Below are 26,687 nucleotides of genomic sequence, written 5' to 3'. Positions count from 1 at the left end.
CAAGCCTTTTTGCCTTCTTTTGTGGCGTTTGACAAAAGAAGGTCGCCGGGGGGCGAAACGGGAGACATCAGCTAAACACTGATAAGCAGCTTGAACACCGAAACAACCGAAAACCAGCACACAAACTTGTCAGTCCGGCATCAAATTCCCCGAGCCAACGAAAAACGGGCCGCAATGGCCCGTTTCTCGTACCAGCAACCCTCGCTCAGGCTTTTTCCGCCTCCCAGGTAGCAGCCTTACCCGTGGTTTCGTCCATCGCCTGCTGCAGGGCCTTCTTGCGTTTTTCCTCGGCGCGCTGGCTGAAGAACCAGGCCAGGAAAGTCGCGAAGGACACCGCCAACAGTATCAGGCTGGCCACGGCGTTGATCTCCGGCTTCACCCCCAGACGCACGGCAGAGAAAATCTCCATCGGCAAGGTGGTGGAGCCCGGGCCCGAGACGAAGCTGGCCAGTACCAGGTCGTCCAGCGACAGGGCGAAGGACATCATGGCACCGGCGGCCAGCGACGGCGCGATCATCGGCACGGTGATCAGGAAGAACACCTTCCACGGCCGTGCCCCCAGATCCATGGCCGCTTCCTCGATGGACATGTCCAGCTCCCGCAGGCGCGAGGACACCACCACCGCCACGTAGGCCGAGCAGAAGGTGGTGTGGGCGATCCAGATGGTGCTCACGCCACGCTGCGCCGGCCAGCCGAACAGTTGCGCCATCAGCACGAACAGCAGCAGCAAGGACAGACCAGTGATCACTTCCGGCATCACCAGCGGTGCGGTGACCAGGCCACCGAACAGGGTGCGCCCCTTGAAGTGGGTGATGCGGGTCAGCACGAAGGCCGCCAGGGTGCCGAGAACCACCGCCGAGATGGCGGTGTACAGGGCAATTTCCAGCGAGCGTGCCACCGCACTCATCAATTGAGTGTTGTCCAGCAGGCCGACGTACCACTTGACCGACCAGCCACCCCAGACCGTCACCAGGCGCGAGCCGTTGAACGAGTAGATGACCAGAATCACCATGGGCAGGTAGATGAACGCCAGGCCCGCCCAGAGCATGATGTTGGAGAAGCTCAGACGTTTCATGGCCGGCCCTCCAGCTCTTTTGCCAGGCTTCTGGTTAGAAAGCCGGTTGAACAGGATGCCGGGCTCATCACGATTGGATAACTCATGGCCGCCCCTCCAGCTCTTTGGCCAGGCTTCTGGTTAGAAAGCCGGTTGAATAGGATGCGGCGCTCATTGCGATTGGCTCGATCATGGTCGCCCCTCCAGCTCTTTGGCCTGGTTACGGTTGAACAGGATGATGGGCACCATCAGGATCGCCAGCATCACCACCGCCAGCGCCGAAGCCACCGGCCAGTCGCGGTTGTTGAAGAATTCCTGCCACAGCACCTTGCCGATCATCAGGGTCTCCGGGCCACCGAGCAGCTCGGGGATGACGAACTCGCCCACCACCGGAATGAACACCAGCATGGAGCCGGCGATGATGCCGTTCTTCGACAGCGGTACGGTGATCCGCCAGAAGTTGTTGAAGTTGCTCGAGCCCAGATCGGAGGCAGCCTCCAGTAGCGTCGGGTCGTGCTTCACCAGGTTGGCGTAGAGCGGCAGGATCATGAACGGCAGGTAGGAATAGACCACGCCGATGTAGACCGCGAGGTTGGTGTTGAGGATCTGCAGCGGTTGATCGACCAGGCCGATGCCCTGCAGGAAACTGTTGAGCAGGCCGTTGTTGCCGAGAATGCCCATCCAGGCATAGACGCGAATAAGGATCGCGGTCCAGGTCGGCATCATGATCAGCAGCAGGAAGACGGTCTGCTTGTCCTTGGGCGCCCGGGCGATGGCGTAAGCCATGGGATAGCCGATCACCAAGCAAAGCAGGGTGCTGAACAGGGCGATACGCAGCGAGCCGAGGTAGGCCGACAGGTACAGGGCATCCTCGGAGAGGAAGATGTAGTTGCCCAGGTTGAGCAGGAGGGTCAGCTTGTCGTCCGCCCACTCGTAGATTTCCGTGTAGGGCGGAATGGCCACGTCGGCTTCGGCGAAGCTGATCTTCAGCACGATGATGAAGGGCAACAGGAAGAACAGGAACAGCCACAGGAACGGAATGCCGATCACGACATGCCGCCCGCTGGGCAGGTAGCGCGAGAGTTTGGCCAGTTTCATGATTGCAGTACCACGCCGCTGTCGTCTTCCCAGTACACCACCACCGGCTCGTCCCAGGTGGGGCGTTTGCCGCGGCGCTCGGCGTTGGCGATGAAGCATTGCACCACCGGGCCGGTGTCGAGTTTGACGTAGAACACCGAGTGGCCGCCAAGGTAGGCGATGTCGTGCACGTGACCTCGGCTCCAGTTGTATTCCGGGTGCTCATGATCGGCCGGCAGCTCGGTGGCCATCAGCAGCTTTTCCGGGCGCAGGGCGTAGGTGACCTGCTTCTCTTCGGCGCGTGTGCTGATGCCGTGGCCGATGTAGATGGGCTTGTCCAGTTGCGGGCAAGCGATGATGGCGTGGTCGGCGTCATCGGTGGTGATCTCGCCGTCGAACAGGTTGACGTTGCCGATGAACTCGCACACCAGACGGTTGGCCGGGCTTTCGTAGACGTCCACCGGGCTGCCAGTCTGGGCGATCCAGCCGAGGTGCATGATGGCGATGCGCTGGGCCATGGTCATGGCCTCTTCCTGGTCGTGGGTGACCATCACGCAGGTCACGCCGACACGCTCGATGATCTCCACCAGCTCGAGCTGCATCTGCGAGCGCAGTTTCTTGTCCAGCGCACCCATGGGCTCGTCGAGTAGCAGCAGCTTGGGCCGCTTGGCCAGCGAGCGGGCCAGGGCCACGCGCTGACGCTGACCGCCGGAGAGCTGGTGCGGCTTGCGCTTGGCGTACTGGGTCATGTGCACCAGCTTGAGCATCTCGGCCACGCGCTCGTCGATCTCGGCCTTGGGCAGACCGTCCTGCTTGAGGCCGAAGGCGATGTTCTGCGCCACGGTCATGTGCGGGAACAGGGCGTAGGACTGGAACATCATGTTGATCGGCCGCTGGTAGGGCGGCATGTCAGTGATGTCCACACCATCGAGGATGATGCGCCCTTCGGTGGGCCGCTCGAAGCCGGCGAGCATGCGCAGCAAGGTGGACTTGCCCGAGCCCGAACCACCAAGCAGGGCGAAGATCTCCCCCTTGTGGATGGTCAGGGAGACATCGTCGACTGCCACTGTCTCGTCGAATTTCTTGGTTACCCGATCGATCTTGACCAGCACCTCTTTCGGTGTCTGGCTTCCCTCGAGGGCTTTTTTGTAGGCGCTGGAAGCGACAGCCATTATTGGAAAACTCCCGGAAGATTGTGCCCGGCCCCTGCGGCCAGGCAGGAACTGTTACTGACCCGACTTGACCTTGGTCCAGGTGCGAGTCATCAAACGCTGCACACGCGGCGGCAACTCGGCCGACACGTAGAGTTTGTCCAGTACCGCTTGTGGCGGGTATACAGACGGGTCGTTGCGCACGTCCTGATCCATCAGCTCGGCTGCCTTGGTATTGGGGTTGGCATAACCGACGTAGTCGCTGACCTGGGCGATCACCTCGGGATCGAGGAGGTAATTGATGAAAGCGTGAGCCGGCTCGACGTTCGGTGCGTCGGCCGGGATGGCCAGCATGTCGAACCAGAGGTTGGCGCCTTCCTTGGGAATGGCGTAGGCGATATCGATGCCCTTGCCGGCCTCTTCGGCACGGTCGGCGGCCTGCAGCACGTCGCCGGAGAAACCCGCCGCAACGCAGATATTGCCGTTGGCCAGATCGCTGATGTACTTGGAGCTGTTGAAGTAGGTGACGTAGGGACGCACGGCCATGAGCTTGGCTTCGGCCTTGGCGTAATCTTCCGGCTTGGTGCTGTTGGGATCCAGGCCGAGGTAATTGAGCATGGCCGGGATCATCTCGTCGCCTGAATCAAGGAAGGCGACGCCACACTGGCTGAGCTTCTCGATGTTCTCCGGCTCGAACAGCACGGCCCAGGAATCGATCTTGTCGACACCCAGCACGGCCTTGACCTTCTCGACGTTGTAGCCGATGCCGTTGGTGCCCCAAAGGTAAGGCACGGCGTACTGGTTGCCGGGATCGTTCTTCTCCAGTTGCTTGAGCAGCGCCGGGTCGAGGTTGTTCCAGTTCGGCAGCTTGCTACGGTCGAGCTTCTGGAAGGCCCCAGCCTTGATCTGCTTGCCGAGGAAATGGTTGGAAGGCACCACCACGTCATAGCCGGTGTTGCCGGCCAGCAGCTTGCCTTCGAGGGTTTCATTGGAGTCGAACACGTCGTAGACCGGCTTGATGCCTGTCTTGGCCTCGAAATCGGCCAAGGTCTGCTCGCCGATGTAGTCGCTCCAGTTGTAGATATGCACCGTCTGTTGGGCCAGCGCGGCGCCACTCAGGCTGGCAGCAGCCAAGGCGATCAGGGTCTTGGGCAGAGTCACTCGCACAGTTTCATCCTCGCGTTGCTGCGCCGCCAAAAAAGCGCGGCACTTTATAGGAAATCGCGTCGTGAAGCAGCGACTACCTGGCGGCGCTTGCCGCCAGGTGTCGCGAGGTCCGATCAGCGACCGGATTTGATCTTGGTCCAGCTACGGGTCATGTTGCGCTGCACCGCAGGCGCCAGATCCGGGAAGGTGTAGATCTTCTTCAGTACTTCCGGGCTCGGGTACACGCCCGGGTCGGTACGCAGGGCTTCATCCACCAGCGGCGTGGCAGCAGCGTTACCGTTGGGGAACTGCACGTAGTTGGTGATGCTGGCCATCACTTCCGGCTTCATCAGGTAGTTGAGGAAGACGTGAGCGGCCTCGACGTTCTTGGCATCGGCCGGCACGGCGAGCATGTCGAAGAAGGCACCAGCGCCCTCTTTCGGGATGTTGTATTTGACCTGAACGCCGTTCTTGGCCTCTTCGGCACGCGCCTTGGCCTGGTAGATGTCGCCGGAGTAGCCGATGGCGACGCAGATGTTGCCGTTGGCCAGGTCGGAGATGTACTTGGAGCTGTGGAAGTAGGTCACCGACGGACGAATCTTCATGAACAGCTCTTCGGCCTTCTTCAGCTCACCCTTGTCGCTGCTGTCCGGGGCATAGCCCAGGTAGTGCAGCGCGGCCGGCAGAATCTCGGTCGGCGAATCGAGGAAGGACACGCCGCAGGACTTCAGCTTCTCCATGTTTTCCGGCTTGAACACCAGATCCCAGGAGTCCACCGGGGCGTTGTCACCCAGCGCAGCCTTGACCTTCTCGACGTTGTAGCCGATGCCAATGGTGCCCCACATGTAGGGGATCGAGTACTGGTTGCCCGGATCGCTCGGCTCCAGCGCCTTGAGCAGATCCTTGTCGAGGTTCGACCAGTTGGGCAGCTTGGACTTGTCCAGCTTCTGGAACACGCCGGCCTTGATCTGCTTGGCCAGGAAGGGGTTGGACGGCACCACGATGTCGTAGCCGGAGCTGCCGGCAAGCAGCTTGGCTTCCAGCACTTCGTTGCTGTCGAAAACGTCGTAGACGACCTTGATGCCGGTTTCCTTCTCGAAGTTGGCCAGGGTGTCTTCGGCGATGTAGTCGCTCCAGTTGTAGACATGCAGCACTTTGTCTTCAGCCTGGGCAACGCCTGCCAGGGTCGCGCTCAGGGACAACGCGAGAAGGGTCTTGCCGATTGTTTTCATGCGTACAGCTCCTGTTGTTGTGTCGGTAATCCAGAGGTCGCGCAAGCCGATCAAATCAGGCCGGCCCGCACACTCTGGCGCAGTCTGGCAAGGTCATGGCACCGCTGACAACTTTCCGTGACTGCGGACGTTCAGACCGACAGGTCACCCAAGGTCAGGTCCAGACACTTGCGTGCTTTTTCCACCAGCTCGTCAATCTCGGCAAAGCTGATCACCAGCGGCGGGGCGATGATCATGGTGTCGCCCACGGCGCGCATGATCAGACCGTTGTCGAAGCAATGGCCACGGCACACCATGCCGGCAGCCATTTCATCCGGATAACGCTTGCGCGCGGCCTTGTCCTGCACCAGTTCGATGGCACCGAGCATGCCCAGGCCGCGCACTTCACCCACCAGCGGGTGATCGGCCAGCTCACGCAGACGACGCTGCAAATAGGGTGCCGTTTCTGCCTTGACCCGTTCGACGATGCCCTCTTCCTTGAGGATGCGCAGGTTTTCCAGGCCCACCGCCGCCGCCACCGGGTGGCCGGAATAGGTGAAGCCGTGGTTGAAGTCGCCGTGCGCCTCGACCACCTCGAACACCTTGTCGCTGACGATCAGCCCACCCATGGGCACGTAGCCACTGGTCAGGCCCTTGGCAATGGTCATCAGGTCGGGTTTCAGCTCGTAGTACTGGCTGCCGAACCACTCGCCGGTACGGCCGAAACCGCAGATCACCTCGTCGGCGACGAACAGGATGTCGTACTTGGCGAGGATTTCCTTGATGCGCGGCCAGTAGCTCTCCGGCGGGATGATCACGCCGCCGGCACCCTGCACCGGCTCGGCGATAAAAGCCGCCACATTGTCCACGCCCAGTTCGAGAATCTTCTGCTCCAACTGGTCAGCCGCCCAGATGCCGAACTCTTCCGGCGACTTGTCGCCACCTTCACCGAACCAGTACGGCTGCGGGATATGGGCGATGCCCGGGATCGGCAGGTCGCCCTGCTCGTGCATGAACTTCATGCCGCCGAGGCTGGCACCGGCCACGGTGGAGCCGTGGTAGCCGTTGTCACGGCCGATGATGATCTTCTTGCTCGGCTGGCCCTTGCATGCCCAGTAGTGGCGCACCAGGCGCAGCATGGTGTCGTTGCCTTCCGAGCCCGAACCGGTGAAGAACACATGGTTCATGCCCGCCGGTGCCAGTTGCGAGATGGCATGGGCTAGCTCCAGCACCGGCGGGTGGGCGGTCTGGAAGAAGGTGTTGTAGAAGGGCAATTGGAGCATCTGCTTCGCAGCAGCTTCGACCAGTTCCTCGCGGCCATAGCCGACGGCCACGCACCACAGCCCGGCCATGCCATCGAGGATCTTGTGACCCTCGCTGTCCCACAGGTGCACGCCCTTGGCCTCAGTGATGATGCGCGGGCCCTTCTCGGCCAGTTGCTTGTAATCACTGAACGGCGCCAGGTGGTGGGCCTGGCTCAGGGCCTGCCAATGGGCGGTCTTGGGGTTGTTCGCTTGCTTGTTCATTAGCAACACCTTGCTGACACGCAGCGCCATCGGCGCCACGCAGAAATTCGTGGTAGCGGCCGCGCTGGGCGCGGCCGGTAGCCGTTACACCGACAGCAACAGGAACTCACGCTCCCAGGAGCTGATCACGCGCTTGAAGTTCTCGTGCTCGGCGCGCTTGACCGCGACGTAGCCCCGCATGAACTTCTCGCCGAGGTACTTCTCGGCGGTCTTGCACGCCTCCATGCGCTCCAGCGCCGCTTCGATGGTCAGCGGCAGGCGCAGATTGCGGCGTTCGTAGCCACGGCCCTTGACCGGAGCGCTGGGATTGATGCCCTCGACCATGCCGATGTAGCCACACAGCAGCGACGCCGCCAGCACCAGATAGGGGTTGGCGTCGGCGCCCGCCAGGCGGTTTTCCACGCGGCGGTTCTGCGGGCTGGCCTCCGGCACGCGCAGGCCCACGGTACGATTCTCTTCGCCCCATTCGACGTTCACCGGCGCCGAGGTATCGGGCAGGAAACGGCGGAACGAGTTGACGTTGGGCGCGAACAGCGGCAGCAGCTCGGGGATGTACTTCTGCAGGCCACCGATGTGGTGCAGGAACAGTTCGCTCATGGTGCCGTCCTCGTTGGAGAACAGGCTCTTGCCGGTCTTGATGTCCACCACGCTCTGGTGAATGTGCATGGCACTGCCCGGCTCGTCGGTGATCGGCTTGGCCATGAAGGTGGCCGCCACGTCATGCTTGAGCGCCGCCTCACGCATGGTGCGCTTGAACACGGTGATCTGGTCGGCCAGGTGCAGCGCCTCGCCATGGCGGAAGTTGATCTCCATCTGCGCTGGGCCGTCTTCGTGGATCAGCGTGTCGAGATCCAGGTGCTGCAGTTCGCACCAGTCGTAAACGTCCTCGAACAGCGGGTCGAATTCGTTGGCGGCATCGATGGAGAATGACTGCCGACCTACTTCCGGGCGACCAGAGCGGCCCATGGGCGCCACCAGGGGGAAGTCCGGGTCGCTGTTGCGCTTGGTCAGGTAGAACTCCATCTCCGGCGCGACGATGGGCTTCCAGCCCTTGTCGGCGTACATCTGCAGCACGCGCTTGAGGATGTTGCGCGGCGACAGTTCGATGGGGTTGCCCTGCTTGTCGAAGGTGTCGTGGATCACCATGGCGGTGGGCTCGATAGCCCAGGGCACGAGGAATACGGCATCGGAGTCGGGGCGGCAGAACATGTCGATGTCCGCCTCGTCCAGCAACTCGTAATAGATGTCGTCTTCGACATAGTCGCCGGTCACGGTCTGCAGCAGCACACTTTCGGGCAGGCGCATGCCCTTTTCATCGAGGAACTTGTTGGTCGGCGATATCTTGCCGCGGGCAATGCCGGTCATGTCACTGATCAGGCATTCGACTTCGGTGATTTTGCGTTCTTTCAGCCAGCTGGTGAGCTGGTCTAACTTGGTACTCATAGAGACCTCGGGGTTGTAGAACCGGCTGGAGTTATAGCCGTTTCAGCGTTGCTCCGTCCTCCCCCTGCAAGCCTCACCAAAGGCCTGGAAGAGCACGGCAAACTCAAGATGCTAACTGCTAGCGATGAAAGATAGTGCACTCCGAGCACGACGCTTTTGCTGCAATCACTCCCACATGCGGCACGGCGACGCGGGCCTGGAGCACTGCACAAGATGCGCCAGCAGCGGAGGCCGACAGAGGCGAACTCGACGCACTATCTTGAACATCCAGGCAGAAACGGGTGACGCCAGCAGGAGAAAGGGTTAAGCAGAAGCCGGATGGCGCATCGACAGGCCATTGGCACAAGATCGCAGCGCGCTCGACTGGTATTCCCCTGGAGACCGAAGCCAAGCCCCTGGAACGAGCGCTGAAGCCGATGATCGGCAAGCGAGACATGAGACACCCGTGTTATTGCTGTTAGTGGGTTTGACCGGAGCTTAGCCTTGTTCATTTTTTTACACAATAGGTCTGTAAAAAATCGAACACACCCCATTGAGCACCGCGAACGGCTAAGGCTGGAGCCCACCTGCAACGCCCTGAAACGCCCCAAAAATGGCCGCAATGCCCCACTTGAGGGCACTATGGCGCCTGCTTGACAGCAATGTGCGTTTCGGATTGACTCACACCCATGCAGTCGCATGATTGATATATTTAACAAAAAGGTGTTGCATCATGTCGGTACCCCCGCGTGCCGTTCAGCTTAACGAAGCGAACGCGTTCCTCAAGGAACATCCCGAGGTCCAGTTCGTCGACCTTCTTATTGCAGATATGAACGGTGTGGTGCGCGGCAAGCGCATCGACCGTAATGCCCTGCACAAGGTGTACGAGAAAGGCATCAACCTGCCCGCCTCGCTCTTTGCTCTGGACATCAACGGTTCCACCGTCGAAAGCACCGGCCTCGGCCTGGACATCGGCGACGCCGACCGTATCTGCTTCCCCATCCCCAATACCCTGTGCAACGAGCCCTGGCAGAAGCGCCCCACCGCACAACTGCTGATGACCATGCACGAGCTGGACGGCACGCCTTTCTTCGCCGACCCGCGCGAGGTATTGCGCCAGGTGGTGCAGAAGTTCGACGAACTGGGCCTGCGTATCTGTGCAGCCTTCGAGCTGGAGTTCTACCTGATCGACCAGGAGAACGTGAACGGCCGTCCGCAGCCGCCACGCTCGCCCATTTCCGGCAAGCGCCCGCAATCCACTCAGGTGTACCTGATCGACGATCTCGACGAATACGTCGACTGCCTGCAGGACATGCTCGAAGCCGCCAAGGAACAGGATCTACCAGCCGACGCCATCGTCAAGGAAAGTGCCCCGGCGCAGTTCGAGGTCAACCTTCATCACGTCGAGGATGCCATCAAGGCCTGCGACTACGCCCTGCTGCTCAAGCGCCTGATCAAGAACATCGCCTACGACCATGAGATGGATTCCACCTTCATGGCCAAGCCCTACCCAGGGCAGGCAGGCAATGGCCTGCACGTGCACATCTCGCTGCTGGACAAGAAGACCGGGCAGAACATCTTCGCCTCCGAAGACCCGCTGCAGAACAGCTCGCTGCGCCATGCCGTCGGCGGCATCCTTGACACCCTGGCCTCGTCGATGGCCTTCCTCTGCCCCAACGTCAACTCCTACCGCCGCTTCGGTGCCAACTTCTACGTGCCCAACGCACCGAGCTGGGCACTGGACAATCGCACCGTGGCCGTTCGCGTGCCCACCGGCAGCCCCGATGCCGTGCGCATCGAGCACCGCGTGGCGGGCGCCGATGCCAACCCCTACCTGATGCTGGCCTCAATCCTCGCCGGCATTCACCACGGCCTGACCAATCAGATCGAGCCCGGTGAGCCGGTGGAAGGCAACGCCTACGAACAGCTCGAACCCAGCCTGCCGAACAACCTGCGCGATGCCCTGCGCCAGTTGGACGACAGTGAAGTGCTGAACAAATACATCGATCCGAAGTACATCGACATCTTCGTCGCGTGCAAGGAAGCCGAGTTGCAGGAGTTCGAGACCACCATCTCCGACCTCGAGTACAACTGGTACCTGCACACGGTGTAATCCCCCGAGAAAGCCGGCCACAGCGCCGGCTTCTTCTTGCCTGAATGCGCCAGCACCTGGTCGCAGCGCTGACGTGAATCAACCTCCGCCAGCCCTGGCTGCGGATACTGTTGCCTTCATCCTTCAGGGAGCTTCATATGCATCGTACGCTTGCCGCCATCCTGCTTGGCCTGACGCCATGGCTGGCCGAGGCCGCCGACAGCATCAGGGTCTACAACTGGAACGACTATATCGCCCCGCAGGTACTGGAAGATTTCACCCGCGACACCGGCATCACAGTCGAGTACCACACCTTCACCAGTGCCGAGGAGCTGAACAAGACGCTCGACAGCGGCGAGGCCATCGACATCGCCGTGCCTTCGCACAATCAGTTGCCCGCGCTGATCGCCTCCGCTCGCATTCGCCCGCTGGACTACAGCCAACTGCCCAATGCCAGCCATCTGGACAAACAGTTGCTGAGCAAGCTGGCCGCCGTCGACCCGCAGAACCGCCATGCCGTGCCCTACCTCTGGGGCGCCGTGGGCCTGGCGATCAACACGCCCAAGGCCGAGGCGGCCTATGGCGGCCCGCTGCCGGATAGCTGGAGCCTGCTGTTCAATGCACAGCAGAGCGCGCGCCTGGCCAGTTGTGGCATCAGTGTGCTGGATGCACCCGACGAGGCGTTGTCGATACTGCTCAATTACCAGGGACGCAGCCTTGCACGCAGCTCGCCGAGCCGCATCCAGCGTGCCGGCAAGGTGCTCGACGGCCTGCGCCCCAACCTGCGCTACGTCGACAGCGAGCGCTACATCGACGACCTGGCCCAGGGCAAGCTGTGCCTGGCCATGGCCTGGATCGGCGATGCCCTGGCCGCGGCCCAGGCCGGTCAGCCGGTGCGTTTCGTGGTGCCTGAAGAAGGTTCGGTGCTGTTCATCGACAACCTGGTGATTCCCGCCACTGCCAGCCAACCGGAGCTGGCCCACCGCTTCATCGACTACCTGATGCAACCCCAGGTGATCGCCCGGATCACTGCCGAAACCCTCTACCCCAATGGCAATGCCGACTCGGCGCAGTTCCTCGATAGCACCCTGCAGAAACAGCCAGGCCTGTATCCGGATCAGGACACCAAACGCCGCCTGTTCCCGCTGGATGTGCTGCCGCAGAAGCAAGCCGAGGTGCGCGAGCAGGTCTGGCAGTACTTCCGTGACGGAGCCTGAGCGGCAGGCGAGGCTTGCCTCGCCGCCAGCGCCTGACGTCCAATAGCGCCTCACACCCAGAGGAGCTTCGCCATGTCGCGTACTGCCAGCCCGCGCAAGCCACGCGCCAGCAGCCAGGCGAGGATCGCCCAGATCCTCGCCGCCGCGCGTGAACTGCTGGCCGAACAGGGCATGGCCAACCTGTCGATCTACTCGGTGGCCGAACGCGCCGGCATCCCCCCCTCCTCGATCTACCATTTCTTTGCCAGCGTACCGGCCCTGCTCGAAGGCCTGACCAGTGACGTACACGCGGCCTTTCGCGCCAGCCTGCAGGAGCCGGTCGAGCATGCCGCCCTGCGCACCTGGCACGACCTCTCACGCCTGGTGGAACAGCGCATGCTGGCCATCTACGGCGCTGACGCCGCTGCCCGGCAACTGATCCTGGCGCAACATGGTCTGGCCGAAGTGACCCAGGCCGATCACCAGTACGACCAGGAGCTGGGCCGGCTGATGCGCGCGCTGTTCGACCGCCACTTTCCCCTGCCGCAATTGCCGGAGGATATCGACGTCTTCAACCTGGCCATGTCCCTGGGCGATCGCGTCTATGCCCGCTCCGTGCAACTGCACGGCAGCATCACCCCACGCCTGGCCGAAGAGGGCATGCGCGTGTTCGATGCCTACCTCGGCCTGTATCTGCCCGCCGCCCTGCCCAAGCGCCCCGCTCCGCTGGACTGAGCCAGCCGTTTGACCGGCGAAGGCATTTGCCAGGTCCACAGGCTCGGTGCCAGCCCCGTTCGCGGATGAATCCGCCTGCAGGCAACTTGGTCGCAAACGCATTCGTTCGCGACCCTAAGCGCTCTCGCTTCGCCCCTGAAACCCGTATGCCGGGTACGTGAACCAGATATTTATTCGACAAAAATCGGAAATATTTTTATATATGACGCTAAAAACCCTTTATTAATCGATTTTTATCGAATATAAATCGAGCATTCCGCCATGCTCGAAGCTGTCATGGCCCCCATGCATGCCTCGCCGCAGGCCTGCACACGAACCAAGAGGTGCCTTATGTCCCGTATCGTCACCGTTGCCGCAACCCAGATGGCCTGCTCCTGGGATAGCGCCGCCAATATCGCCAACGCCGAGAAGCTGGTGCGCCAGGCGGCCGCTCAGGGCGCGCAGATCATCCTGATTCAGGAACTGTTCGAGACCCCTTACTTCTGCCAGAAGCCCAATGCCGACTACACCCAGTTGGCGACCACTGTGGACGAGAACCCGGCCATCGCGCACTTCAGCAAGGTGGCGGCGGAGTTGAAGGTGGTATTGCCGATCAGCTTCTTCGAGCGCGCCGGCCGTGCCCGCTTCAACAGCATCGCCATCATCGATGCCGACGGCAGCAACCTCGGGATTTATCGGAAAAGCCATATCCCGGACGGCCCTGGCTACCACGAGAAGTACTACTTCAACCCCGGTGATACCGGCTTCAAGGTCTGGGACACTGCCTACGCCCGTATCGGCGTGGGTATCTGCTGGGATCAGTGGTTCCCCGAATGCGCGCGCAGCATGGCGCTGATGGGCGCGGAAATCCTCTTCTACCCCACCGCCATCGGCAGCGAACCGCACGATGCCGGCATCGACTCGCGCGAGCACTGGCAGCGCGTGCAACAGGGCCATGCCGGCGCCAACCTGATGCCGCTGGTGGCCAGCAACCGCATCGGCCGCGAGGAACAGGATGGCTACGACATCACCTTCTACGGCAGCTCGTTCATCGCCGACCAGTACGGTGCCAAGGTCAAGGAACTGAACCAGAGCGAGGAAGGCATCCTGGTGCACAGCTTCGACCTCACTGCCCTGGAGAAGACCCGCACCGCCTGGGGTGTATTCCGCGACCGCCGGCCGAACCTATACTGGCCACTTTCCACGCTCGACGGCGAAAGCCTCTCCGAGTGAACCCGTTTTTCTCACGACTCCCCGGTATGCATCCGGGCCACAGGTGAACCATGACCACCCTGAGCACCACCCCTCGCGCCGATGCTTTCCACATGCCCGCCGAGTGGGCACCGCACAGCCAGACCTGGATGGTCTGGCCCGAACGCCCGGACAACTGGCGCAATGGCGGCAAGCCGGCGCAGGCTGCCTACGCCGCCGTCGCCCGGGCCATCGCCCAGTTCGAGCCGGTGACCCTGTGCGTCAGCGCTGCGCAGTACGAGAATGCCCGTGCGCGCCTGGACATGAGCAATATCCGCGTGGTGGAAATCACCACCGACGACGCCTGGGTGCGCGACACCGGCCCCACCTTCGTGATCAATGACAGCGGCGAAGTGCGTGGCGTGGACTGGGCGTTCAATGCCTGGGGCGGCTTCGACGGCGGCCTCTACTGGCCCTGGCAGCGCGACGATCAGGTGGCCCGCAAGATCCTCGAGATCGAAGGCTGCAAGCGCTACCGTACCGAGGGTTTCGTGCTCGAGGGCGGCTCGATCCATGTCGATGGTGAAGGCACCCTGATCACCACCGAAGAGTGCCTGCTGAACCAGAACCGCAACCCGCACCTGTCACGCGAAGAGATCGAGCAGGTGCTGCGCGAGCATCTGGCCATCGATACGGTGATCTGGCTGCCGCACGGCCTGTTCAACGACGAGACCGATGGCCACGTCGATAACTTCTGCTGCTACGTGCGCCCGGGTGAGGTGCTGCTGGCCTGGACGGACGACGAGAACGACCCCAACTACCCGCGCTGCCAGGCCGCCATGGGCGTGCTGGAAAACACCCGTGATGCCAAGGGCCGCCAATTGATCGTGCACAAGATGCCGATTCCCGGCCCGCTGCATGCCACCGCCGAGGAATGCGCCGGCGTCGACATGGCCGACGGCAGCCAGGAGCGCAGCCCGGACGTTCGCCTGGCCGGCTCCTACGTCAACTTCCTCATCGTCAACGGCGGCATCGTCGCGCCCAGCTTCGACGACCCCAAGGATGAAGAAGCCCGCGCCATCCTCGAACGCATCTTCCCCGAGCACCGCGTGGTGATGGTACCGGGCCGCGAGATCCTCCTCGGCGGCGGCAATATCCACTGCATCACCCAGCAGCAACCGGCGCCGCAAAAGGCCTGAGCCCTGCGAAAGCACGTCGCTGAAGCGCCTCCCTCAGGCGCAGGCAAGCCCTGACAACGCCCGGCACCCGCCGGGCATTGTCGCTTAGCAGGCGGGTGTCATTTCATCTTGCAGGTATTGATACCCAGCAGCGGGTAAATCGGGCAGTAGCGCAGGATGCCGGTGGCCAGCGGCACCACACCGATCCAGCCCCACAGGCCGATGACGCCGGCCAGACTCAGCGCAATCAGTATCAGGCCCACGGCGATGCGCAGGCTGCGATCCAGGGTTCCCACATTGGCATTCATCAAGTCTCTCCAGCAGGCTATTGAAAAACTACCTACGTTGCCATTGCTGCGTTAAAAACAGGCTCGTGCGCGAGTCCGATCAAAATGCTCATTTACAACTCGTAAACTGCGCTTTTTCGCCTGTTTTTGCCTTGCACTGGCTGCCTCGCCTACGTTTTTCAACGGCCTGCGAGGTCAACGCCCGCGCCGGCCCTCCAGCGCGGTAAAGATCAGCATGCCGGCCAGCATCGCCGCGACGAACAGCAGCGCTTGCCAGTGCCCGGTCAGCAGGATGGCCACGGCCGGCCCCGGGCAGATACCGGCGATACCCCAGCCGACGCCGAACAACAGGCTGCCGCCGATCAGGCGGGCATCCAGATCACGTCGCGTCGGCAATTGCATGGCGCCGCCCAGCAGTGCCTGGCTCCGGCGCCGGGCCAGGTTCAGCGGCAATGCCGCCATGCCTATGGCGCCCGCCATCACCAATGCCAGGGACGGATCCCAGGCGCCGCCCAGATCGAGAAAGGCCAGTACCTTGCGCGGATCGGCCATGCCCGCCAGCAACAGGCCCAAGCCGAACAGCAGACCGCAAACGAATGCACTGAGTCTGACCACGTTCAGGCCCCCAGAAGATGACGCAGGACAAAGACCGTGGCGAAGCCCGTGCCCATGAAGCACAGAGTGGCCACCAGCGAGCGCGGCGACAGACGGGAAATACCGCAGACGCCATGACCACTGGTGCAGCCCGAGCCATAACGAGTGCCGATGCCCACCAGCAGGCCGGCGCCGATCAGCCCCAGACTGCCGCTGTCGAAATGAATCTCCGGCAAGGCCGCGAACAGCCCCCAGAGCACGGGTGCCAGCAGCAGGCCGAGAAGAAAGGCCGCCTTCTCGCCGCGCCCCTCGCCACCACGCTGCAACAGGCTGCCGAGCAGGCCGCTGATACCGGCGATACGACCATTGGCCAGAGCGAACACTGCAGCCGCCAGGCCGATCAGGGCTCCGCCAGCCAGTGCGCTCCAGGGCGTGAAGCTGGCCCAATCGATATTCATGATTGCCCCTCGCAGAACAGGCGGTAGAGCGTTTCGATCACCGCCAGTGCCGCCGGGCTGCTGATGCGATAGAAGATCTGCTTGCCATCGCGACGGGTCGCCACCAGCCCCTCACGTCGCAGCACCGCCAGTTGCTGGGACAAGGTGGGCTGCTGGATACCCAGCAGCGCTTCCAGCTCGCTGACGTTGCGCTCGCCCTGGGAGAGCTGGCAGAGCAGCAACAGGCGATCCTGATTGGCCAGTGCCTTGAGCAACTGCCCGGCGGCATCGGCATTGGCGCGCAGTTGCTGGATATCGATCGGATCGGCCATAAGTTACCTTCAGTCAAAACAATATGTATTTATATATATTGTATTCATGAAAAGTGATAGCCCAGGCGACCAGCGGTCAGCCGTAGCCCGTATGCAAGCCTGCCCGGATTGCATTCGGCTACTCGACTGGAGAGGGCTCCAGGCGCAAAGGCTTCATCTTCATGTAGGAGCGAGCTCTGCTCGCGAACCATGGCAAACGGCAAGAGCTTCGCGAGCAGAGCTCGCTCCTACCGCCACTGAACGCTCGTTCCCTGCATCTGGCGCTGCGCAACCTCGGCCTGGGTCGCCTGATCAACCCAGGCACCCGGGATGCAAGGCATCTCCCTGCAGGAGTGCCGAAAACGAAAAAACCCGCCGTAGCGGGTTTCTCGTCGGGCCACGCCAATCAGGCGTCGGCGTCAGCGGCGGCCTGATAGGCGGCGGCATCGAGCAGCTTGTCCAGCTCGCTGGCATCGCTCGGCTTGAGCTTGAAGAACCAGCTCCCGTAAGGATCGCTGTTGACGCTTTCCGGGCTGTCGGCCAGGGTTTCGTTGATGGCGATGACTTCGCCACCGACCGGCGCATAGATGTCGGATGCAGCCTTGACCGACTCCACCACGCCGGCCTCCTGGCCAGCGGCCAGTTGCTTGCCGACTTCCGGCAGCTCGATGAATACCACGTCGCCTAGCGCTTCCTGGGCGTGGTCGGAGATGCCCACGGTCACGCTGCCATCGGCCTCCAGGCGGGCCCACTCATGGCTGGCGGCATAACGCAGATCGGCGGGGATATTGCTCATGTGTCATTCCTCTAAGCGATGACGGCATGCAGGCCGTCAGGACAATTTAGCAGGCCGTGACGCAGGCGAAAGCCCGGATCACGGCCCAGGGATCAAATCAGCGTCTTGCCGTTACGCACGAAACTCGGTTGCACCACCCGCACGGGGTACCACTTGCCACGGATTTCCACCTCGGCACGCTCGCCGGTGCCCACTGGCACGCGGGCCAGGGCGATGGACTTGTTCAAGGTCGGCGAGAAGCTGCCGCTGGTGATCTCGCCATCGCCCACCTCGGGCACCCGCACCACCTGATGGGCACGCAGCACACCGCGCTCCTCCAGCACCAGGCCGACCAGCTTGCTCGGGCAACTGGCAGCACGTTGCGCTTCGAGCGTAGTGCGGCCGATGAAGTCACGCTCGGCAGGCTCCCAGGCGATGGTCCAGGCCATGTTGGCCGCCAAGGGCGAGACGTTCTCGTCCATGTCCTGGCCATAGAGATTCAACCCGGCCTCCAGGCGCAGGGTGTCACGCGCACCGAGGCCGATGGGCGAGATACCGGCGCCCACCAGTTCGTTGAGAAAGGCCACCACCTCGGCATTGGGCAGGATGATCTCCAGACCATCCTCGCCGGTGTAGCCGGTGCGGGCAATGAACCAATCGCCCTCGGGCAGCCCCTGGAACGGCTTGAGTTCGTGGATCAGCGCGGCGCGAGCCTGGGTCACCAGCTCGGCGACACGAGCACGCGCCTTGGGGCCTTGAATGGCCAGTATCGAAAGGTCGCGGCGCTCACGCAGCTCCACGGCGAAGTCGCCGGCCTGAGCGTGCATCCAGGCAAGATCCTTGTCGCGGGTGCCGGCGTTGATCACCAGGCGGTAGCTCTGCTCCTGGGCAGAAGCACTGGTGAGGTAGACGATCAGATCGTCGATCACCCCGCCACGCTCGTTGAGCATGGCACTGTACAGCGCTTTGCCGGGGCTCTGCAGACGCGCCACGTCATTGGCCAGCAGGCGCTGCAGATAGGCCTGCGCCTGGCTGCCGGTGACATCCACCACGCACATGTGGGAAACGTCGAATACGCCGCACTCGCGGCGTACCTGATGATGCTCCTCTACCTGCGAACCGTAGTGCAGTGGCATGTCCCAGCCACCGAAATCCACCATCTTGGCGCCCAGCGCCAGGTGCAGGTCATAGAGGGGTGTACGCTGTCCCATGGGTTATCTCCTTCCGGGCTTGGCGAAGCGATTCAGACCCTCTAGAAGCTACCTGCGTTGCCACTGCTGCGTTACAGCCAGGCTGAAAATGCTCATGTGCAAAAGCACACTGCGCTTTTTCGCCTGGCTGCGCCTTGCACTGGCGACCTCGGCTCGAGCATCCTGCTTCGCTCTACCTCCTGCATCCATGCAGTCGTCGGATACGCTTCTAGATGAATCATGCCGGGTGGGCCGGCTCGCGAATGGCGCGCATTGTAGCCGCAAGGTTGGCAGGGGTCACCCGACCAAAGGTCGTCCCCGCAGTCTTGGCCCGGATGTAATCCGGGGATGCTTCATCGAGCCTGCCGCTGGCTTCGCCGCCCTCAGCCGAAACGCCGTGCCGAGCGGCGGATCAGCAGGATCACCGGCAAAAGGCCGACCGCCACCAGAGTCAGCGCCGGCAGCGAGGCACGCGCCCATTCGCCTTCGCTGGTCATCTCGAACACCCGCACGGCCAGGGTGTCCCAACCGAACGGGCGCATCAGCAGGGTGGCCGGCATTTCCTTGAGCACGTCGACGAACACCAGCAACGCCGCCGACAAGGTGCCAGGCAGCAGCAACGGCAGATAGACCCGCAGGAACAAGCCAAGGCCACCGACGCCCAGGCTGCGCGAGGCCTCCGGTAGCGATGGACGGATTCGCGCCAGGCTGGTTTCCAGCGGCCCGTAGGCCACGGCCAGGAAGCGGATCAGGTAGGCCAGCAGCAGCGCCGCCAGGCTGCCCAGCAGCAACGGCCTGCCGACGCCTCCGAGCGCGCCGGTCAGCGGGATCACCAGTTCGCGGTCGAGGAAGCTGAACGCCAGCATGATCGCCACCGCCAGCACCGATCCGGGCAAGGCGTAACCGAGATTGGCGAAGGCCACGCCAGCGCGCACCACGCGCGTCGGCGCCTGGCGCCGGGCGAAGGCCAGCAGCAGCGCCACGCTCACCGTGATCAGCGCCGCCATGCCGCCCAGGTAGAGCGTATGCAGGATCAGCCCGGCGTAACGCTCATCGAGGTCGAAGCGACCACGCTGCCAGAACCAGACCAGCAACTGCAGCATGGGGATGACGAAGCCACAGGCGAACACCAGGCCGCACCAGGCGCTGGCCGCCACGGCCTTCCAGCCTCGCAGGTGATACAGCGCCTGGCCACGCGCACGCTCGTTGGCTGGGCGCGCAGCGCCACGGGCACGCCGCTCGCCATAGAGCACCAGGGCCACGGCCAGCAGCAACAAACTGGCGAGCTGGGTGGCGCTGGTCAGGCTGTAGAAGCTGTACCAGGTCTTGTAGATGGCGGTGGTGAAGGTATCGAAGTTGAAGATCGACACCGCGCCGAAGTCAGCCAGCGTCTCCATCAGCGCCAGTGCCAGGCCGGCGCCGATGGCCGGCCGTGCCATCGGCAAGGCAACGCGCCAGAAGGCTTGCCAGGGGGTCTGCCCGAGCACCCGCGCCGCCTCCATCAAGCCCTTGCCCTGAGCCAGAAAGGCAGTGCGTGCGAGCAGGTAGACGTAGGGGTAGAACACCAGCACCAGGACGATGATCACCCCGCCGGTGGAACGCACCCTGGGTAGGCGCACACCGCTGCCGAACCATTCACGCAGCAATGTCTGCACCGGGCCGGCAAAATCCAGCAGGCCAACGAAGACGAAGGCCAACACATAGGCGGGGATGGCGAAGGGCAGCATCAACGCCCAGTCCAGCCAGCGTCGACCGGGAAACTCGCAGAGGCTGGTGAGCCAGGCCAGGCTGACACCAAGCAGGGTCACCCCAACGCCGACACCCAGTACCAGGGTCAGGGTATTGCCGATCAGCCGCGTCATCTGCGTCTGCCACAGGTGCGCCCAGATCTGCGTGTCCACGTCTTGCCAACTGAGCAGCAGCACGGACAACGGCATCAACAGCAGGGCAACGGCGGCAAGGACGACGGGATACCAGCGACGCTGAACAGGATGCGGCACGCGGACTCCTAGAACACAGAAAAGACAACGCCCCGACCAGGCGGGGCGTCGAAGTAAAACAGCCGAAGGCTGCAAGCTGCAAGCTGCAAGACGGATGGCCGCCCCCTACAAGCTGCAAGCTAAGTCAGTGTGCAGACGGGCTACCGAAGCTGATCAACTGCTACACAGCGCTTTTGCTCTTACTTGAAGCTTGTCGCTTGCAGCTTGTAGCTGCCTCACTGCCATCCAGCACGATCCATCAGCATGGTCGCCTCGGCCTGGCGCTTGCCGGCCACTTCGGTGGCCACGGTGTCGGCCTTGAAGGTGCCCCAGGAAGCGACCTCAGCGGACGGCTCGACCGCCGGGTTGGCCGGGTATTCCTGGTTGACGCCGGCGAAGATGGTCTGCGCTTCCGGAGTGGTCATCCACTCCAACAGCTTCTTCGCCTGCTCGGCATGCGGCGCATGCTTGGTCACCCCGGCCCCCGCCAGGTTGACGTGCACGCCACGGCCATCCTGGTTCGGCCAGAACGGCTTCACTTTCAGATCCGGGTTCTGCTTGTGCAGACGACCGTAGTAATAGGTGTTGGTGATGCCCACGTCGCACTGGCCGGCATCGATGGCCTGCAGCAGGGCGGTGTCATCGGCGAACACGTCGGTGGCCAGGTTGTTGACCCAGCCCTTGATGATTTCCTCGGTCTGCTTGGCCCCGTGGGCCTCGATTAGGGTAGCGGTCAGCGACTGGTTGTAGACCTTCTTGCTGGTGCGCAGGCACAGGCGGCCTTCCCAGTTCTTGTCGGCCAGCGCTTCGTAGGTGGACAGCTCCTCCGGTTTGACCCGCTCGGTGGAGTAGAAGATGGTGCGCGCACGCAGCGACAGGCCCGTCCAGCTATCGGTGCTGGAGCGGTACTGGGCTGGGATGTTGGCGTCGATCACTGCGGATTTGGTCGGCTGCAACACACCGGCCTGCTCGGCCTGCCAGAGGTTGCCGGCATCGACGGTGATCAGCAGGTCAGCCGGGGTGTTGGCGCCCTCGGCCTTGAGACGGGCGATCAGCGGGGCTTCCTTGTCGGTAATGAACTTCACCTCGACCCCGGTCTTCTCGGTATAGGCATCGAATACCGGCTTGATCAGCTCATCGATACGGGCGGAGTAGACCACCACCTCATCGGCGGCCTGCACGGCAGTCGCCAGGGTGCTGAGGGTGAATGCGGCAAAGAGCGCGTTGCGAGCCTTCATGGAACCAGCCTCTATCGTCGTGAAAGTGGCTGAATACTAGTGAATGGCATTTAGCTTCTCAATGAAACACAGCGTGCAATGATGGCCAGTTGTTACAAGGCATTTACAAGGTTCTTCGTATTTTCAGGGGGAATGCTGGGTTGATACTGGACTGGCGGGTTTGTGTTGTTTTGTTGGTTGTTCTCGTGCCCGTTCCGAATTGCCGCGTTTTGGCTGATGTTTTGGTTTCGCCCTCTCGGGCGAGTCACTTTGCGGGCAAAGTAACCAAAACCTCCGCCCTGTCATCCGGCCCTCGCTGCGCGAGGGTTCGCTCACTCCATCGCCGCTCCAGAGGCCCGCCACGATGGGCCATCCATGGCCCATCGTGGCTCTCGCGACATCCATGTCGCTCAACCTCTTCCACGACGATTCCATTCGCCCTCCTGGGCGGGCTCTGCACGCGCCTGAACCCGAGGTAACCCAGAAGTAGCGCAGAGTGCTTGAACATCGGTCAGCCGTAGGGCGGATCGGGGCGCCGACCGCTCGTAGCGCCAGCGAACAGTCCGCCGGGCCATGCCGAGTTCGGCACCACAACCCACGTCCCGTACTCCCAACGGCGTATTGCTTCCGAGCGGCCGGCGTCCCGGTACGCGCGAATGAAACTATTGGTTTAACCCGACGGCCACGTCGTGGTTCCACTGTTATCAGAACACGCCGAGCATACTTTGGAATACCGGTTCGTTCAGGCGCGCGAATGGCCCCTTCAGGAGGGTGAGTGGAATCGTTGCGTAGAGGGTTGAGCGGCATGGATGCCGCGAGAGCCGCGACTGGCCAGGGATGGCCCTTCGCGGCGGGCCCTCGGAGCAGCGATGGAGCGAACGAACCCCGGCGCAGCCGGGGCCGGATGGCGGGGCCAAGCCTTTTTGCCTTCTTTTGTGGCGTTTGACAAAAGAAGGTCGCCGGGGGGCGAAACAAGGGCTAACAGATAAACACCGATAAGCAGCTTGAACACCGAAACAACCGAAAACCAACATACAAACTTGCCAGGTATCAAGAAGGACTTTCTCGAAACTCCACCAGAAACCATTTACCAGGCCAGCTCAGGCCCGCGCCAACTCCGGCAGATCACCCGACAGCCCCAGCGCCTGACGCACGAACAGCGCCTTGGCCTCGGCCTGGCCATCGACCAGATCCAGGCCGATATTACGCAGCAGACGCAATGGCAATGGATCGGCCTGGAACAGCCGCTCGAAGCCTTCCATCGCCGCCATCATTGCCAGGTTGTGCGGCATGCGCCGGCGTTCGTAGCGGCTCAGCACGCGCTCGTCGGCCAGGTTCTCGCCACGCACAGCAGCGTGCAGCAATACCTCGGCCAGCACGGCGGCGTCGAGAAAGCCCAGGTTGACCCCCTGCCCCGCCAGCGGGTGGATGGTGTGCGCGGCATCGCCGATCAGCGCCAGGCCTGGCTCGACGTAACGCTTGGCATGACGCTGACGCAGCGGGATGCACAGACGCGGATCGGCCTGCAGCACACGCCCCAGACGCGCCTCGAAGGCGCGGGTCAGTTCCCGGCAGAAATCCTCTTCGCCCAACGCCATCAGGCGCTCGGCCTCGGCAGGAATGGTCGACCAGACGATCGAGCACCAGTGCTCACCAGCCGGCCCGGCCAGCGGCAGGAAGGCCAGCGGGCCGTCGTCGGTGAAACGCTGCCAGGCGGTGGCCTGGTGCGGGCGCTCGCAGCGCACGCTGGTGACGATGGCGTGGTGCAGATAATCCCACTCGCGGGTGGCGCAACCGGCCAGACGGCGTACCGCCGAGTTGGCGCCATCGGCAGCCACCAGCAAGGGCGTGCGCAACTGGCGACCGTCGGTAAGGGTCAGCAGCCAATCGTCGCCACTGTGGCGCAACTGCTCCAGGCGGGCACCGGGCAACAGGCCGATCTGGCTGTCATGCAGGCGTTCGAGCAGGGCATCCTGCACCACGCGGTTCTCGACGATATGGCCAAGCGTCTCGGCATGCACACTGGCGGCGGCGAAGTGGATGCTGCCAGTGCCAGAGCCATCCCAGACGCGCATTTCGCCGTAGGGGCAGGCGCGCCGGCTGGCGATACCCTGCCAGGCGCCAAGGCGCTCGATGATGCGCTGGCTGGCCACCGACAGGGCGCTGACCCGTGGCTCGAAGGGTGCCTCGGCGGCGAACGGCGCCACGCTCAGCGGGCTGCCATCGACGATGAGGATGTCCAGGCCGCTGTGTTCCAGCGCCAGGGCCAGGGTACTGCCGACCATTCCGGCACCGACGATGATCAGATCCGCGCGCATATCACTCCTTAAACCCTAGGGTGCGCCGTGCGCACCATGGCTTCCGACTGGTGCGCACAGCCCAGGCAGCCCCGCGACACTCTACGGAATTGCTCACAGACTGCGGGTTCCCATGCCCATGGCCTGGCGGGCGAACCAGCGCTTGGCCGGTGGCAGCAGATCCAGCCCCAGCAGGCCGAGGTTACGCCCGGCAGCCAGCAGCGGTTGGTTGGTACTGAACAGGCGCGTCACCCGGTCGGAGAAGCCAACCGTGAGCTGCTGATCCATCTGCTGGCGCTGCAGGTAGCGCTGCAGGGTGGCGAAATCCCCCAGGGGCGCGTCGCCGTCCTGCAGCACCTCGGCCAGCGCCAGGGTGTCGCGCAGCGACAGGTTGTAACCTTGCCCCGCGATGGGGTGCAGACTGTGCGCCGCATTGCCCAGCACCACCAGGTTTGGCCGCACCTGTTCGCGGGCTTCCACCAGTGACAAGGGATAAAGATGGCGCTGGCCAACCTGGCGCAGCGCGCCGAGGCGATAGCCGAAGGCCTGTTGCAGCTCGTCGAGGAAAGCGCGCTCGCTCAGGGCCATCAGTCGCTCGGCATCGCTGCTGGCGCGTGTCCAGACCAGGGCGCAACGGTTGCCGTCCAGCGGCAACATGGCCATCGGCCCGTCGTCGGTGAAACGCTCGAAGGCCTGGCCGCGATGAGCCTCCAGCGGGCTGACGTTGGCAATGATCGCGCTCTGCCCATAAGGCGTCTGACTTACAGCAATACCAAGCTGTTCGCGCAAGCCGGAGCGACCGCCATCGGCCAGCACCGCCAGTTGGCAATCCAGCGTGCTGCCATCGTTCAGGCGCAGGCGGTAACCGGCTTCGATCTGCTGCAAGGCGCTGACCTCGGCCGGGCAGTGCCACTGGACGATTTCCGGATCGAGGGCCTGCCACAAGCAATGACCGATCCAGGCGTTCTCCACCACGTAACCCAGGGCCGGCACGCCTTCTTCGATGGCCTGCAGGCGGGTGGCGCCGAAACGGCCACGGTCGGAAACATGGATCTGCCGGATCGGCTCGGCACGCTGGGCGATGGCCTGCCACAGCTCGAGGCGTTCGTAGATCAGCCGGCTGCCGTAGGAGAGCGCGGTGGAGCGGGCGTCATAGCTGGGCTGATAGGCATCGCCGGGGGCGAAGGGCTCGATCAGAGCGATGCGCCAGCCACGCTGGCGCGCCGTTTCCTGCAGGGCCAGGGCCAGACTGGCGCCTACCAGGCCGCCACCGATAATCGCCAGGTTCACCTGGGTCATGGCCTCAGGCCGCCTCGCTGCGCGCGGCAGCCATCAGTGCCTCGATCTCGGCGACCGACTTGGGCACACCAGTGGTGAGAATCTCGCAGCCGGTCTTGGTCACCACCACGTCGTCCTCGATGCGCACGCCGATACCGCGCCACTTCTTCGCCACCTTGTCGTTGTCCGGGGCGATATAGATGCCCGGCTCGACGGTCATGGCCATGCCCGGCTCGAGCACGCGCCACTGCCCGCCGACCTTGTAGTCGCCGACATCGTGCACGTCCATGCCCAGCCAGTGGCCGGCGCGGTGCATGTAGAAGGGTTTGTAAGCTTCGTTGGCGATCAGTTGCTCGACATCGCCGCTGAGCAGGCCCAGCTCCACCAGGCCAGCGGTAATCACCCGCACGGTGGCCTCGTGGGCTTCGTTCCAGTGCTTGCCGGGAGCGATGTGCTTGAAGGCCTCTTCGTTGGCTTTCAGCACCAGCTCGTAGATGGCCTTCTGCTCGGGCGAGAAGGTGCCGCTGACCGGGAAGGTGCGGGTGATATCGCTGGCATAGCAGTCGATCTCGCAGCCGGCGTCGATCAGCACCAGGTCGCCGTCCTTGAGCGGCGCGTCGTTCTCACGGTAGTGCAGAATGCAGGCATTCTTGCCCGCCGCGACGATGCTGCCGTAGGCCGGCATCTTCGCCCCGCCCTTGCGGAACTCGTAATCCAGCTCGGCTTCCAGGTGGTATTCGTAAAGCCCGGCGCGGCTGGCCTGCATGGCGCGGATATGGGCACGCGCGCTGATCTCGGCGGCCTCGCGCATCACCTTGACCTCGGCAGCCGACTTGTACAGGCGCATGTCGTGCAGCAGGTGGTCGAGGGCGACGAATTCGTTTGGCGGCGTAGCACCCTGACGTGCCTTGGCGCGGATGTGGTTGATCCACTCCATCAGCCGGTGATCGAACTCCTGATTGAAGCCGATGGCGTAGTAGACGCGCTCGCGGCCCTCGATCAGCCCCGGCAGGATGTCGTCGATATCGCCGATGGGGAAAGCATCGTCGGCGCCGAAGCGGCTCACCGCACCGTCCTGACCGGCGCGCAGGCCGTCCCAAAGCTCGCGCTCGGGATCACGCTCGCGGCAGAACAGCACGTATTCGCCATGTTCGCGACCGGGGATCAGCGCCATCACCGCTTCCGGCTCGGGGAAGCCGGTGAGGTACTGGAAGTCGCTGTCCTGGCGGTAGGTGTGCTCGACATCGCGGTTGCGGATGTACACCGGCGCAGCCGGCAGGATGGCGATGCTGTTGGGTTCCATCTGCGCCATCAGCGCCTTGCGCCGACGGGCATATTCGGACTTGGGAATGCTGATCACGGCA

At 63.1% G+C, this 26,687-nt stretch carries 23 protein-coding genes; 5 read left to right on the top strand and 18 right to left on the bottom strand.

The window, feature by feature from the left end; all coding sequences use genetic code 11:
• Positions 1-205: 205 nt before the first annotated feature.
• The 7 genes from ACSVIK_RS13120 to ACSVIK_RS13090 form a co-directional block, all read right to left on the bottom strand.
• The gene (locus ACSVIK_RS13120; RefSeq protein WP_442444745.1) at positions 206-1,075 is read right to left on the bottom strand and encodes an ABC transporter permease subunit; all 870 of its coding nucleotides are present in this window, start codon (positions 1,073-1,075) and stop codon (positions 206-208) included.
• 168 nt (positions 1,076-1,243) lie between these two features.
• On the bottom strand, positions 1,244-2,125 hold the full coding sequence (locus tag ACSVIK_RS13115; RefSeq protein ID WP_442444748.1) for an ABC transporter permease subunit: 882 nt from the start codon (positions 2,123-2,125) through the stop codon (positions 1,244-1,246).
• A 23-nt stretch (positions 2,126-2,148) separates the two neighbouring features.
• Complete coding sequence (gene potA / locus ACSVIK_RS13110; protein ID WP_442444744.1) at positions 2,149-3,303, bottom strand: polyamine ABC transporter ATP-binding protein; 1,155 nt, start codon at positions 3,301-3,303, stop codon at positions 2,149-2,151.
• Between the two features lie 54 nt (positions 3,304-3,357).
• On the bottom strand, positions 3,358-4,449 hold the full coding sequence (locus ACSVIK_RS13105) for a polyamine ABC transporter substrate-binding protein (protein WP_442444743.1): 1,092 nt from the start codon (positions 4,447-4,449) through the stop codon (positions 3,358-3,360).
• A gap of 113 nt (positions 4,450-4,562) precedes the next feature.
• Positions 4,563-5,660: a polyamine ABC transporter substrate-binding protein gene (locus tag ACSVIK_RS13100; RefSeq protein WP_442444742.1), complete on the bottom strand. Its 1,098-nt coding sequence runs from the start codon at positions 5,658-5,660 to the stop codon at positions 4,563-4,565.
• Between the two features lie 131 nt (positions 5,661-5,791).
• Positions 5,792-7,165, bottom strand: a complete 1,374-nt coding sequence (locus ACSVIK_RS13095) for an aspartate aminotransferase family protein (RefSeq protein WP_442444741.1) — start codon at positions 7,163-7,165, stop codon at positions 5,792-5,794.
• A gap of 84 nt (positions 7,166-7,249) precedes the next feature.
• Positions 7,250-8,608, bottom strand: a complete 1,359-nt coding sequence (locus ACSVIK_RS13090; protein WP_442444740.1) for a glutamine synthetase family protein — start codon at positions 8,606-8,608, stop codon at positions 7,250-7,252.
• Positions 8,609-9,320: 712 nt separating this feature from the next.
• On the opposite strand from ACSVIK_RS13090, the gene ACSVIK_RS13085 reads away from it, so the two are divergent.
• The 5 genes from ACSVIK_RS13085 (at position 9,321) to aguA (ending at position 14,979) form a co-directional block, all read left to right on the top strand.
• Positions 9,321-10,700 (top strand): glutamine synthetase family protein, encoded by a 1,380-nt coding sequence (locus ACSVIK_RS13085; RefSeq protein WP_442444739.1) that lies wholly within the window; start codon positions 9,321-9,323, stop codon positions 10,698-10,700.
• 137 nt (positions 10,701-10,837) lie between these two features.
• Positions 10,838-11,896, top strand: a complete 1,059-nt coding sequence (locus ACSVIK_RS13080) for a polyamine ABC transporter substrate-binding protein (RefSeq protein WP_442444738.1) — start codon at positions 10,838-10,840, stop codon at positions 11,894-11,896.
• Positions 11,897-11,968: 72 nt separating this feature from the next.
• A complete protein-coding gene (locus ACSVIK_RS13075; RefSeq protein ID WP_268179587.1) occupies positions 11,969-12,610 on the top strand; it encodes a TetR/AcrR family transcriptional regulator in 642 nt (213 codons plus the stop codon).
• Between the two features lie 330 nt (positions 12,611-12,940).
• Positions 12,941-13,822 (top strand): N-carbamoylputrescine amidase, encoded by an 882-nt coding sequence (aguB, locus tag ACSVIK_RS13070; RefSeq protein ID WP_442444737.1) that lies wholly within the window; start codon positions 12,941-12,943, stop codon positions 13,820-13,822.
• A gap of 50 nt (positions 13,823-13,872) precedes the next feature.
• Positions 13,873-14,979 (top strand): agmatine deiminase, encoded by a 1,107-nt coding sequence (gene aguA, locus ACSVIK_RS13065; protein WP_442444736.1) that lies wholly within the window; start codon positions 13,873-13,875, stop codon positions 14,977-14,979.
• 98 nt (positions 14,980-15,077) lie between these two features.
• Here aguA and ACSVIK_RS13060 read toward each other — a convergent pair whose 3' ends face one another.
• From ACSVIK_RS13060 to pepP, 11 genes are all read right to left on the bottom strand, one after another.
• Positions 15,078-15,266 carry a YgaP family membrane protein gene (locus ACSVIK_RS13060; RefSeq protein WP_268179593.1) on the bottom strand — a complete coding sequence of 63 codons (189 nt, stop codon included), beginning with the start codon at positions 15,264-15,266 and terminating at the stop codon, positions 15,078-15,080.
• Between the two features lie 174 nt (positions 15,267-15,440).
• The gene (locus tag ACSVIK_RS13055; RefSeq protein ID WP_442444735.1) at positions 15,441-15,860 is read right to left on the bottom strand and encodes a DUF6691 family protein; all 420 of its coding nucleotides are present in this window, start codon (positions 15,858-15,860) and stop codon (positions 15,441-15,443) included.
• A 2-nt stretch (positions 15,861-15,862) separates the two neighbouring features.
• Positions 15,863-16,297: a YeeE/YedE family protein gene (locus ACSVIK_RS13050; RefSeq protein ID WP_442444734.1), complete on the bottom strand. Its 435-nt coding sequence runs from the start codon at positions 16,295-16,297 to the stop codon at positions 15,863-15,865.
• On the bottom strand, positions 16,294-16,608 hold the full coding sequence (locus tag ACSVIK_RS13045) for an ArsR/SmtB family transcription factor (RefSeq protein WP_268179599.1): 315 nt from the start codon (positions 16,606-16,608) through the stop codon (positions 16,294-16,296). Before ACSVIK_RS13045 ends, ACSVIK_RS13050 begins: the two co-directional genes overlap by 4 nt.
• Positions 16,609-16,993: 385 nt before the next feature.
• Entirely contained in the window at positions 16,994-17,383 is a 390-nt protein-coding gene (gene gcvH / locus ACSVIK_RS13040) for a glycine cleavage system protein GcvH (RefSeq protein WP_442444733.1), read from the bottom strand.
• Positions 17,384-17,475: 92 nt separating this feature from the next.
• Positions 17,476-18,573, bottom strand: a complete 1,098-nt coding sequence (gene gcvT / locus ACSVIK_RS13035; RefSeq protein WP_442444732.1) for a glycine cleavage system aminomethyltransferase GcvT — start codon at positions 18,571-18,573, stop codon at positions 17,476-17,478.
• 362 nt (positions 18,574-18,935) lie between these two features.
• Positions 18,936-20,552, bottom strand: a complete 1,617-nt coding sequence (locus ACSVIK_RS13030; RefSeq protein WP_442444731.1) for an ABC transporter permease — start codon at positions 20,550-20,552, stop codon at positions 18,936-18,938.
• A gap of 215 nt (positions 20,553-20,767) precedes the next feature.
• Positions 20,768-21,769 carry an extracellular solute-binding protein gene (locus tag ACSVIK_RS13025; RefSeq protein ID WP_442444730.1) on the bottom strand — a complete coding sequence of 334 codons (1,002 nt, stop codon included), beginning with the start codon at positions 21,767-21,769 and terminating at the stop codon, positions 20,768-20,770.
• 1,079 nt (positions 21,770-22,848) lie between these two features.
• A complete protein-coding gene (locus ACSVIK_RS13020) occupies positions 22,849-24,066 on the bottom strand; it encodes a 2-octaprenyl-3-methyl-6-methoxy-1,4-benzoquinol hydroxylase (protein ID WP_442444729.1) in 1,218 nt (405 codons plus the stop codon).
• 93 nt (positions 24,067-24,159) lie between these two features.
• Positions 24,160-25,344: a 2-octaprenyl-6-methoxyphenyl hydroxylase gene (gene ubiH / locus ACSVIK_RS13015; protein ID WP_442444728.1), complete on the bottom strand. Its 1,185-nt coding sequence runs from the start codon at positions 25,342-25,344 to the stop codon at positions 24,160-24,162.
• 4 nt (positions 25,345-25,348) lie between these two features.
• The gene (gene pepP, locus ACSVIK_RS13010) at positions 25,349-26,683 is read right to left on the bottom strand and encodes a Xaa-Pro aminopeptidase (protein WP_442444727.1); all 1,335 of its coding nucleotides are present in this window, start codon (positions 26,681-26,683) and stop codon (positions 25,349-25,351) included.
• Between the last annotated feature and the right edge of the window lie 4 nt (positions 26,684-26,687).

The sequence above is a fragment of the Pseudomonas sp. NCHU5216 genome, assembly GCF_052156495.1.
GTDB lineage: Bacteria > Pseudomonadota > Gammaproteobacteria > Pseudomonadales > Pseudomonadaceae > Aquipseudomonas.
This window is presented reverse-complemented; position numbering and strand designations above follow the sequence as displayed.

Excerpts from the sequence above, each read along its gene's own strand:
- ACSVIK_RS13020 (WP_442444729.1), bottom strand. The coding sequence starts at position 24,066 with ATGCGCGCGGATCTGATCATCGTCGGTGCCGGAATGGTCGGCAGTACC.
- ACSVIK_RS13075 (WP_268179587.1), top strand. The coding sequence starts at position 11,969 with ATGTCGCGTACTGCCAGCCCGCGCAAGCCACGCGCCAGCAGCCAGGCG.
- ubiH (WP_442444728.1), bottom strand. The coding sequence starts at position 25,344 with ATGACCCAGGTGAACCTGGCGATTATCGGTGGCGGCCTGGTAGGCGCC.
- gcvH (WP_442444733.1), bottom strand. The coding sequence starts at position 17,383 with ATGAGCAATATCCCCGCCGATCTGCGTTATGCCGCCAGCCATGAGTGG.
- ACSVIK_RS13090 (WP_442444740.1), bottom strand. The coding sequence starts at position 8,608 with ATGAGTACCAAGTTAGACCAGCTCACCAGCTGGCTGAAAGAACGCAAA.
- gcvT (WP_442444732.1), bottom strand. The coding sequence starts at position 18,573 with ATGGGACAGCGTACACCCCTCTATGACCTGCACCTGGCGCTGGGCGCC.
- ACSVIK_RS13080 (WP_442444738.1), top strand. The coding sequence starts at position 10,838 with ATGCATCGTACGCTTGCCGCCATCCTGCTTGGCCTGACGCCATGGCTG.
- ACSVIK_RS13085 (WP_442444739.1), top strand. The coding sequence starts at position 9,321 with ATGTCGGTACCCCCGCGTGCCGTTCAGCTTAACGAAGCGAACGCGTTC.
- ACSVIK_RS13060 (WP_268179593.1), bottom strand. The coding sequence starts at position 15,266 with ATGAATGCCAATGTGGGAACCCTGGATCGCAGCCTGCGCATCGCCGTG.
- ACSVIK_RS13045 (WP_268179599.1), bottom strand. The coding sequence starts at position 16,608 with ATGGCCGATCCGATCGATATCCAGCAACTGCGCGCCAATGCCGATGCC.
- aguB (WP_442444737.1), top strand. The coding sequence starts at position 12,941 with ATGTCCCGTATCGTCACCGTTGCCGCAACCCAGATGGCCTGCTCCTGG.
- potA (WP_442444744.1), bottom strand. The coding sequence starts at position 3,303 with ATGGCTGTCGCTTCCAGCGCCTACAAAAAAGCCCTCGAGGGAAGCCAG.
- aguA (WP_442444736.1), top strand. The coding sequence starts at position 13,873 with ATGACCACCCTGAGCACCACCCCTCGCGCCGATGCTTTCCACATGCCC.
- ACSVIK_RS13100 (WP_442444742.1), bottom strand. The coding sequence starts at position 5,660 with ATGAAAACAATCGGCAAGACCCTTCTCGCGTTGTCCCTGAGCGCGACC.
- ACSVIK_RS13120 (WP_442444745.1), bottom strand. The coding sequence starts at position 1,075 with ATGAAACGTCTGAGCTTCTCCAACATCATGCTCTGGGCGGGCCTGGCG.
- ACSVIK_RS13025 (WP_442444730.1), bottom strand. The coding sequence starts at position 21,769 with ATGAAGGCTCGCAACGCGCTCTTTGCCGCATTCACCCTCAGCACCCTG.
- ACSVIK_RS13095 (WP_442444741.1), bottom strand. The coding sequence starts at position 7,165 with ATGAACAAGCAAGCGAACAACCCCAAGACCGCCCATTGGCAGGCCCTG.
- ACSVIK_RS13050 (WP_442444734.1), bottom strand. The coding sequence starts at position 16,297 with ATGAATATCGATTGGGCCAGCTTCACGCCCTGGAGCGCACTGGCTGGC.